The 9,106-nt window shown below is 46.0% G+C and carries 7 protein-coding genes; 3 read left to right on the top strand and 4 right to left on the bottom strand.

Annotated elements, in window-relative coordinates:
* Positions 1–130: 130 nt before the first annotated feature.
* Positions 131–658, bottom strand: coding sequence for a cytochrome b (locus H2P46_RS17965; protein ID WP_193406243.1), 528 nt, complete (start codon positions 656–658; stop codon positions 131–133).
* Between the two features lie 453 nt (positions 659–1,111).
* Between H2P46_RS17965 and H2P46_RS17970 the strand changes: the two genes are divergently transcribed.
* Both H2P46_RS17970 and H2P46_RS17975 read left to right on the top strand, forming a co-directional pair.
* Positions 1,112–3,052 carry a TonB-dependent copper receptor gene (locus tag H2P46_RS17970; protein ID WP_202987508.1) on the top strand — a complete coding sequence of 647 codons (1,941 nt, stop codon included), beginning with the start codon at positions 1,112–1,114 and terminating at the stop codon, positions 3,050–3,052.
* A gap of 324 nt (positions 3,053–3,376) precedes the next feature.
* The gene (locus H2P46_RS17975; protein ID WP_193403199.1) at positions 3,377–4,345 is read left to right on the top strand and encodes an IS5 family transposase; all 969 of its coding nucleotides are present in this window, start codon (positions 3,377–3,379) and stop codon (positions 4,343–4,345) included.
* Between the two features lie 329 nt (positions 4,346–4,674).
* Here the strand turns inward: H2P46_RS17975 and H2P46_RS17980 are convergent, their stop codons facing one another.
* The 3 genes from H2P46_RS17980 to H2P46_RS17990 all read right to left on the bottom strand — a co-directional run bounded on the left by H2P46_RS17980 (position 4,675) and on the right by H2P46_RS17990 (position 8,643).
* Positions 4,675–5,355 carry a DUF1120 domain-containing protein gene (locus H2P46_RS17980; RefSeq protein ID WP_193406244.1) on the bottom strand — a complete coding sequence of 227 codons (681 nt, stop codon included), beginning with the start codon at positions 5,353–5,355 and terminating at the stop codon, positions 4,675–4,677.
* 137 nt (positions 5,356–5,492) lie between these two features.
* Positions 5,493–6,221: a fimbria/pilus chaperone family protein gene (locus H2P46_RS17985; RefSeq protein WP_193406245.1), complete on the bottom strand. Its 729-nt coding sequence runs from the start codon at positions 6,219–6,221 to the stop codon at positions 5,493–5,495.
* Positions 6,208–8,643, bottom strand: a complete 2,436-nt coding sequence (locus tag H2P46_RS17990) for a fimbria/pilus outer membrane usher protein (protein WP_193406246.1) — start codon at positions 8,641–8,643, stop codon at positions 6,208–6,210. Before H2P46_RS17990 ends, H2P46_RS17985 begins: the two co-directional genes overlap by 14 nt.
* 391 nt (positions 8,644–9,034) lie before the next feature.
* On the opposite strand from H2P46_RS17990, the gene H2P46_RS17995 reads away from it, so the two are divergent.
* Positions 9,035–9,106: IS1 family transposase (locus H2P46_RS17995; RefSeq protein WP_044061500.1), on the top strand; the 72-nt coding region annotated here is incomplete at its 3' end.

A 9,106-nucleotide genomic window follows, 5' to 3' on the forward strand; every position in this document is an offset into this window, starting at 1 on the left:
AAAGTGTCTGTAACAAAGCATATTGCACGATCTTACTATGGTAATAGTTGAATGCGATAAAATTCCGCATCCAACTACTGGATTAATGAAATATCCGACTGGATAAACTGGATTTTTGACTACCGCAGTCTCACAGCATCCTGCATAAAATGTCACGCTGCCCTTTTCTTATATAATTCAATACGGCCATCACATGACCCAGCAGGAGTACGCCTAATAAAATGCAACTGTAGCGATGAATCTGAAAAAAGAAAGCATTCACTTCTGCCACATTCACCGGGCGGGAAACCGGCAGCAAGCCAAACAGATGATAATCTTTTTCCAGCATCAAAAAGCCGCTGATCAGGACCATGAAGATAGTCAGATAAAATATTTCATGAATAAAAACCACTGTTTTTCTTTTGCGTGAAGAAATCGTAGCCGGATAAGGGGGGCTGGGTCGGAAAAAACGCCAGATGAAACGTATAATCATAATGGGCGTCGCAATTGTCGCAAGTGACATATTAAGCTCGGAGAAAAAAGCGTGCCATCGCGTTCCTTCCAGAGCGTGAATAATATATCCCATGCACATCGCATAAATAATCACAACAGCCACAACCCAGTGTAAAATACGCGAGAAACGATCGTAGCGCGCTGGGGCTATTTTATTTTGCAGCATCTAAAACTCCTTTTATAAAAAGATACTGCTATCTTCCCTGTTCGCCCTGCGTTTACCAGCAGAACCGGGTTACGCATTGCCAGGTGCGCCCCACTACTTTAGTAAGAAATTTCTTTTTCAGGTGGAATCTTTCGCAACAGACAGGGAAACGATTTACCGTCTAACGTAGTCGTTTGTCTGTTTTTCTGGAATCATAAAAATTAATAAAGGGAAAATTGATAAAAAGCCGCTGTTTATAAATAACGTCGTTGCCGATAAAGCCCGCCAGATTTAACCGGGGTTGATAAAGCATTTTCCTGCTTTAATAAGGAATCACTCACTCTGACCGGAGGATGTCTAAAGCCAGGCAACTGTTGTCCCTGTATATCGCTCGGCAAACTACGCAACGGTTATTTCTCCCCTTGGCTGGATACAAGGGACTTATTTATCCCAATTACCCTACCGGAAGCACATATGGATCATTGCTCTCAACGTCGTCAGCAGACGATGCTTCGCCATTCTTTACTGGCAGCGTGTTGTATCGCTGCTACCTCAGCACACGCTGAACAGGTGATGACAGTTACCGCCCCGCAAAAAAATCCCGGCGTCGTTGTCACCTCAACACAGACACCACGTCAGCCTGTGCCAGCCAGTGACGGCGCCGACCTGCTGAAAACTATACCGGGTTTCTCTGTCCTGCGTAGTGGCGGCAGCAACGGCGATCCTGTGTTGCGCGGTATGTTTGGATCTCGCCTGAATATTCTGGCTAATGGCGCCAGTACCCAGGGGGGATGCGGTTCCCGTATGGATACGCCGACCGCTTATATCACGCCGAAAAATTATGACTTACTGACAGTGGTGAAAGGTCCGCAGACCGTACTATGGGGACCTATGGCCTCGGCAGGCACGCTGCTTTTTGAACGCCAGCCGGAACTGTTCAGCGAACCGGGAATAAAAGGTTCCGCAACGGTATTACGCGGAGCTAACGGGCGTGCAGACGAAAATCTCAACACCGTCTTCGGTAATCAGCAAGGCTATGTCCGCATTGATGGCAGCCGTTCAGTCGCGAACGATTATGCCGACGGAAATGGCGATCGTGTTCCCAGCCTGTGGCGAAAATGGAGCGGAGAACTGACTGCTGGTTTGACCCCGGACGACGATACGCTGATTGAGATGAGCGTGGGCGCCAGCGATGGCAAAGCCAGGTATGCAGGACGTGGCATGGATGGCAGCCGCTTTCTGCGTAAGGATGCCGCGTTGAAAATAGAAAAATACGATTTAAGCGATCACATCAGCAAAGTCAGTTGGCAGAGTTATTACAATGACACCGATCACGTCATGGATAATTTTCGCCTGCGTAAGCCCACCGGTATGAAGATGGAAACGGAAGTGGGCAGCGTGACCTACGGCACCAGGCTGAGTGCTGTCTTGGAGAAAGATACCACGCAACTTACCAGCGGAATTGACGCTCAACGCAAAATGCACCGTAAGAAAGCAGGCAGCGGCTGGCAGGAAGACGCCGCCATTAGTCAACTGGGTATGTTCAGTGAGTGGCGGGAATCGTTAAGCGAAAACGCGACCAGCATCGTTGGTGGCCGCCTTGATTATTATCAGGCTAAAGATGAGCGCAGCGCGCAACAAGCCACACGCAGTGCCGTTCAACCCGGTGCGTTTGCGCGTTACGAATACTATTTCCCGGAAATGCCGTTAATGGCTTATAGCGGTATTGGCTACACCGAGCGCTTTCCCGATTACTGGGAACTGTTTAGCGGTAAAGCGGGACAAAGCAGCTTCCATCATTTGAAGAGTGAAAAAACGCTGCAATGGGACAACGGATTGCAGTTACGCACTGACAACCTGAACCTGTGGGCTTCTGCCTACGTTGGGCGAGTGCAGGATTATATTCTTTTTGATTATCGCAACACGCCTTCGCAGGCACGTAATATTGATGCAACGACGATGGGCGGCGAAGTGGGCGGTACGCTGGCCTTCTACAGCAACTGGTCTGTCGACAGCAGCCTGAGCTATTCGTGGGGTCAAAACCGCGACGATAACAAACCGTTACCGCAAATGCCGCCGTTAGAGGCTCGTCTGGGACTTAACTATCTTGGCAGTAACTGGGGCACGACGTTGTTATGGCGTGTGGTCGCCAGCCAGCATCGTATTGCGCAAGATCAGGGTAATGTCACCGGGAAAGATCTTGGTAACAGCGCTGGTTTTGGCATCCTTTCCTGGAGCGCAGATTATCGCTTCACCAAAGATCTGAACATGAGCATCGGTATCGATAATTTACTGAATAAGCAATACAGCGAACATCTCAATATGGCAGGAAATAAACAGTTCGGATATGCCGCTACCGAACGCATTCCTGAACCTGGCCGTACCTGGTGGCTTTCTGGCACATATCATTTCTGATCGGAAGATCTGCTCGCGTAAAACATTAGCGTTTCATGCGTCCCTCTTGAGGGATTTTTACCTCAGCCCGTTTTTACGGGCTTTTTTCTTTTCTCTGGCTGATAAAAATTTCGACCGATACGGCTCTGGACATGACAGAGATAACGATACAGTGGCAATATTTATGATTAATCATAAAGCCGCTTATTGGGCAGCGTTATTATTGTTTTTTAATTTCTTTTTTATTAACAGGATAACTCAATTTTTTTGCATGACTATGCATTGGGTTAGTAGGGGTTTTATATTGGGAATCGGCTTTGTTGAATAAATCGAACTTTTGCTGAGTTGAAGGATCAGATCACGCATCCTCCCGACAACACAGACCGTTCCGTGGCAAAGCAAAAGTTCAAAATCACCAACTGGCCCACCTACAACAAAGCCCTCATCAACCGTGGCTCCCTCACTTTCTGGCTGGACGATGAAGCGACTCATGCCTGGTATGAGTCGGCAACGCCTTCATCACGGGGAAGACCTCAGCGCTATTCTGACCTTGCCATCACCACCGTCCTGATGATTAAACGCCTGTTCCGGCTGACCCTGCGGGCTGCGCAGGGTTTTATTGATTCCATTTTTGCCCTGATGAACGTTCCGTTGCGCTGCCCGGATTACAGCAGTGTCAGCAAGCGGGCAAAGTCGGTTAATGTCTGTTTCAAAACACCCACCCGGGGTGAAATCGCACACCTGGTGATTGATTCCACCGGGCTGAAGGTTTTTGGTGAAGGCGAATGGAAAGTCAAAAATCACGGCAAAGAGCGCCGTCGTACCTGGCGGAAGCTGCATCTGGCCGTTGACAGCAGAACACATGAAGTCATCTGCGCGGACCTGTCTCTGAACAACGTCACGGACTCAGAAGCTTTCCCGGGTCTTATCCGGCAGACACACAGAAAAATCAGGGCAGCCGCAGCAGACGGCGCTTACGACACCCGACTCTGTCACGATGAACTGCGGCGCAAGAAAATCAGTGCCCTCATCCCGCCCCGAAAAGGAGCGGGTTACTGGCCCGTAGAGTACGCAGACCGTAACCGTGCAGTAGCGAATCAGCGGCTGACCGGGAGTAATGCCCGGTGGAAATGGACAACAGATTACAACCGTCGCTCGATAGCGGAGACGGCCATGTACAGGGTAAAGCAACTGTTCGGAGGTTCACTGACGCTGCGTGATTACGATGGTCAGGTAGCAGAGGCTTTGGGCATGGTGCGTGCGCTGAATAAAATAACGAAGGCTGGTATGCCAGAAAGCGTGCGTATTGCCTGAAAACCCGGTCAGCTACAGAGTCACTCGTCCTGAAGCTGATTTATTCAACAAAGCCTTGGGAATCGATAAAGCGTGTAATGAAACGTTAATAAATATACAGGCTGTGTATGGGTTAAAGATAGTTGATGGTTTATTCTTCTGAGAAAGCCCGTTCGGGAAAATTAATTACACCAGAAAATTACTGGCTGTTTTGGTAGATGTTACTGTAGATAATGACGTCAGGTAACAACATGAAATGACCCAGTGTTACCTGACAAGTTTTTCGGATAATACATGCGGGTGATGTATTATCCTCCTGCTGAAACGTCAGTCACAGCAGGAAAAGTAAATCAGAAGTAACGAACAAAAAACTGTGCGCTACCGGCGAAATCTACTTCCTCGTTATTAGAAATCAGTCTTTTTATGTTGATTTGTGGCACGACATCAAAGACGAATGTGAAAGCATTTGCACTGGCTGGGTTATTCGTCCCTTTTTCTACCACTGTCCACTCTTCCGCGAAACGGTATCCATTACCAAAGGGAGCCAGTGCGAATGTGTTCGAAGTTTGAGAAGTATTATAACCATAAGTTTCATCATTTACGGTTCCGTCATAACTCGATGACTTACCAATCAGCGTAAAATTACCAATTTTCCCACGAGTTACTGGATCGACGCCAATACCAAAGATACGATCAGTTACATTACCATTAGGTAGGTCCGTACCTGGTACTTTGGCGCCCGGCACAGCACTGCTCGGGTCTGCATCAATTGCCCAAAAAGCGACATGTGTTTTTAAACCATCTGCGCAGTGAACCTGTAACGTTGCTTCTTGAGCGACCAGAAGCGTGAAATTTGTATCTGATAACTCATTATGGCTAATCGGATCCCATACCATGTTGTCACCGCCAACCATATTGGCAGAGCATGCCGGAGGCAGAATTTTACCGGATACGTTAATTGTTGGGTTAGCCGCATAGGCTGAGCCTGCAGCCATAATTGTACTAACCAAAAGTAACTTAGAATATCGCATAATAAAGCTCCATTTTATCTATTGCAAAATAATAGGTAGCACCAATGCTACTTTTAACTAACCATTTAAAAACCAGAGCGCTTATAATGGTTAGTCGCCGTTATTCTGTTGTTTTAATCACAACAGAAAAGTAGATATTAATTTTTTTCGCTGCCAGTAACGGCTGACTGGCGATTATCCAGCATATAGCCATAATCAGTAACGGCTGAAAAATTCACTTTACTTCCTGTCAGAACCTGAACACCTGAAGGTAAATTTGTACAGTTATTTGACTCCGGCAGTGCGTAAGCCTTCGGCATTGTCACGGGAATATTTCCAGGCGTTAAAACAACATGATTAACAAAGCGAATCGCATATTTAGTCTCGTTACTGACACAGAGCTGGTTTTCTTTAAGTTTCCATTTGAGAAACTCCCACTTATTCTCAACCGGAACGTAGCCAGCCGGGCGAATAACCACGGGCAGATCCTGTCCAAGCATAAAACCAACCTGCGCGCCTTTCTTACTTGTTTCAGGGGGAATACCCATAAACAGGATTCGGGCCAGATGCTCTTTATCCAGTTTCTTTTTGCTTCGGAATAGCAGACGCACCGTCTGGGTTTCTCCCGGTTGAACTACTACTGCCTGTGGGCTTGGAATTAACGCTGTATCCAGATCCTCATCATCCAGCCGCTGAACTTTGCTGTAAAGCAGTACGGGTTCGCTATTAGTGTTTTTAATACCAATAGTGCCTTCGCGATCGGCCTCTTCAATAATCAGTGCTGATGTTGTAGGAAGCACTGCTGAAGCGATTGCTTTTCCACTTTCCATCACTAAAGCGGTGCTTATTAGTAATAACATTAAAATATTTTTTTCATAACTTCGCATATTTTTCTCCGCACCTCACTGGAACTTCAAGTAAATCATCCGTTAACGCTGGATTGAACGTATTCTTTTCGATATAACACTGAATATTATTATTAAGTCTTATCCGGGCGGCATTATTTGCCAACTTATCGGCCTGCTGTTGATTAAGCATAAGTATATTTTCGTCAATGGTGTAACCAAGCAGGTTCGCTTTTTCATCGAATAATTTAGTGCCATAAGGGATATTTATTTTACCGGCCATAAGCTTGACCAGATAAATACGCTCCTGCGTAGAGGAAAAATCAATTTTCCCTACGGCACCACGCTTAACCGTAATTTCCTGGTGAGAATTTTTGACATAAGCCCCCTCCGGCAGGGTTTTGGTAATAATATTCACTGAATTTACCCGGTCTTCGAAAAGTTGTGGCGCAATGGCTAAGCCGTCATAGTTTGTAACTACCCGAGCAGTAGGTGTAGACAGACTGGTATAGCCTTTTACGCCGGTAGTAATCAGAGCAAACGTATCCTGCATCTGTGCGGGTGAGAAAACGATAGTATTATCAGTTGCCACGATTGCTCCCGATAAGTTTGCCGAATAGTTGCGGCTATGCTGATCGGTTCCGGAATAATAGGACGAGGTTCTGACATAAGGCGTCCGCCAGAATGCCTGAGCATAATGGCGTGTACTGTTCCCAATCCCGGTATAACGATCTACACCTACGCCGACGTCTAAATTATCGGTAATCGTTTGACTGGCACTGGTGCCAAATATCGTATTCTTTTGGTAACGGTTCACATAAGAAGACAATGAACCGGATTTTCCCCCATTTTTAAACGGCACGCGTAAATTCAGCATCGCCGACCATGAATTTTGTTGGTTATTTCCCCGTTCCCAGCCATAAGCCACGTTGGCGCTGAGCGTATAGTAACGCGTAGAATAAGATCCAAATACCGTCAGTGCATTCCTGGCCGGCATATTCCAGGAGATATAATGTGACAGCGAAATTCCACTGCCAATCGGTCCGAAAGGCTTACTGATTCCCGCTGATACGGTGTAGTGCGGGTTATAGTTTTCATAGGCATAATCTTTATCCAGTGTTTGTTGGCTTTCACCTAAGTCGCGGTAGTAATAGCTCTGCCAGTTCAGCGAAAGATAGGGCGTGGCGGTGCCAAATTGTCCGGATAAATTAGCGCTCAATTTTTGACCGAGATTATTATCCTTGCCGCTACGGGAGACACTGAAATTCATATCACCCCGGCTGTAATAAGGAATAAAATTAGCATAAACGCCAGCACCCACCCCGGTATAATGCTGAGCCAACAGCGTCCCGGTAAATGGCTGAAGATATTCATAAAACGGAAACCGATATTCGGCTCCAAATACCGGAACGTTTCCCACCCCACGCGAAGGATCCGTCTGCCCGGCAAACATAAAGAAGCGCGAAGCCATTCCACTGCTGACATTAAAGGCTGCTCGTGGAATAATTTGTCGCTGCTCTCCCCCGCTCTTTTCACGTATTACCACCTCGGCATCCGCGTAGGCGGTAAAAAGAGGGACGGATTCAAAAAGAAACGGGCCGGCAGGGACAGGGCGAGAAAAGATAACCCGCCCCTGCTGATAAATGTCTACCTGAGCGTAACCCGGTGCGATTCCACTGACATTGACGGTGCTATCGCCGCTACGCATACCAACGTTATTATCGAGTGTGAAACCATTAATCTGCCCGGCGCCAAATAGTGAGTTGCCGACGCCGATATAGCCGCCCCGGAAGCGATAGGTATTAACCAGATCCGTTTCCAGCCAGGCGCTATTCAAACTCTTCCGGCTATAACTGCTCCGCCAGGAAGGACTATAATGCGCGTATGAAAAATTAGTTCGCACCAGGACGTTTTCATAATTTGCTCCCCAGCTCATCAACGCATTAACAGAATCGGTCCGTGAATAGGTCCCGGCGCTACGATTAAGATTGGCATTATAATTAAAAAATGTTCCGAATCCGCCAGACTGAATGTTCTGAAATTGTGATTTCTTTTCCAGATAAAAGTCGGCAGCCGTTATTTTCAGCGCATTCTCATTACGATCGTAGCGCATTTCCACCAGGGACGCTTTTTTGGTGTCGAGACAGTCAGTTCCCGGTATTTTCGTTATTAAATCAGGTTTGAACATAAATTCATGTAACAAACGGCTTGATAAACAAGCTTTACTATCAGTACCGAAATCGACTTCCTGCACACCGCTGTATTTACCATTCAGATAGACACCGGTATTGATTTTTCCGTAAGGTTTATCCGATTGTTTTATTGCATGCTGTGCCTGTTCAGGGCTAAGTCCTAAAGATTCAACAGCATTCATATTAAAACGAAAAGGTTCCGCCTGATTTACTGGTGAAAAAAACAACAGCAAAAAAAATAAAGAACGACTATTAGCTTTATTATGTTTCACACACTATCCATCCATTGATATTGCTGAAGCGCTCTTAATTTATATCCAGCATGAAATATTTTCTCTTACCACGAACACATAAACAAAAAAAACCAATAAAGCAGACATTTATTTTATAACTGTAATTGATATAAATGATTTTATAGCAAAAATACTAAAATTCTCTTAAGATATATTAATGATTTATAATTTTAGTTCATCAATTTCAACGGGTTGAGCTAAATTAAATCATATGGCGTTTTCGGAAAATAAGAGATTTATCACAGTTAATTAATTATACTCAGATGTTACTGATAGAGTCAGGAAACAGAGACTACAGAAGTATCTCCAGGATATGGTAATGCTCCCAACTTACTGATTTAGTGTATGATGGTGATTTTGAGGTGCTTGCGTGGCTTCCATTTCCATCAGATGTCCTTCCTGCTCCGCTACTGAAGGCGTGGTGCGTAACGGCAAAAGCACT

This window comes from Mixta mediterraneensis, from assembly GCF_014946725.1.
Classification (GTDB): domain Bacteria; phylum Pseudomonadota; class Gammaproteobacteria; order Enterobacterales; family Enterobacteriaceae; genus Pantoea; species Pantoea mediterraneensis.

Bases quoted from the DNA above. Each gene is read 5' to 3' on its own strand.
- H2P46_RS17985 (WP_193406245.1), bottom strand. From the start codon at position 6,221: ATGCGAAGTTATGAAAAAAATATTTTAATGTTATTACTAATAAGCACC.
- H2P46_RS17970 (WP_202987508.1), top strand. From the start codon at position 1,112: ATGGATCATTGCTCTCAACGTCGTCAGCAGACGATGCTTCGCCATTCT.
- H2P46_RS17980 (WP_193406244.1), bottom strand. From the start codon at position 5,355: ATGCGATATTCTAAGTTACTTTTGGTTAGTACAATTATGGCTGCAGGC.
- H2P46_RS17965 (WP_193406243.1), bottom strand. From the start codon at position 658: ATGCTGCAAAATAAAATAGCCCCAGCGCGCTACGATCGTTTCTCGCGT.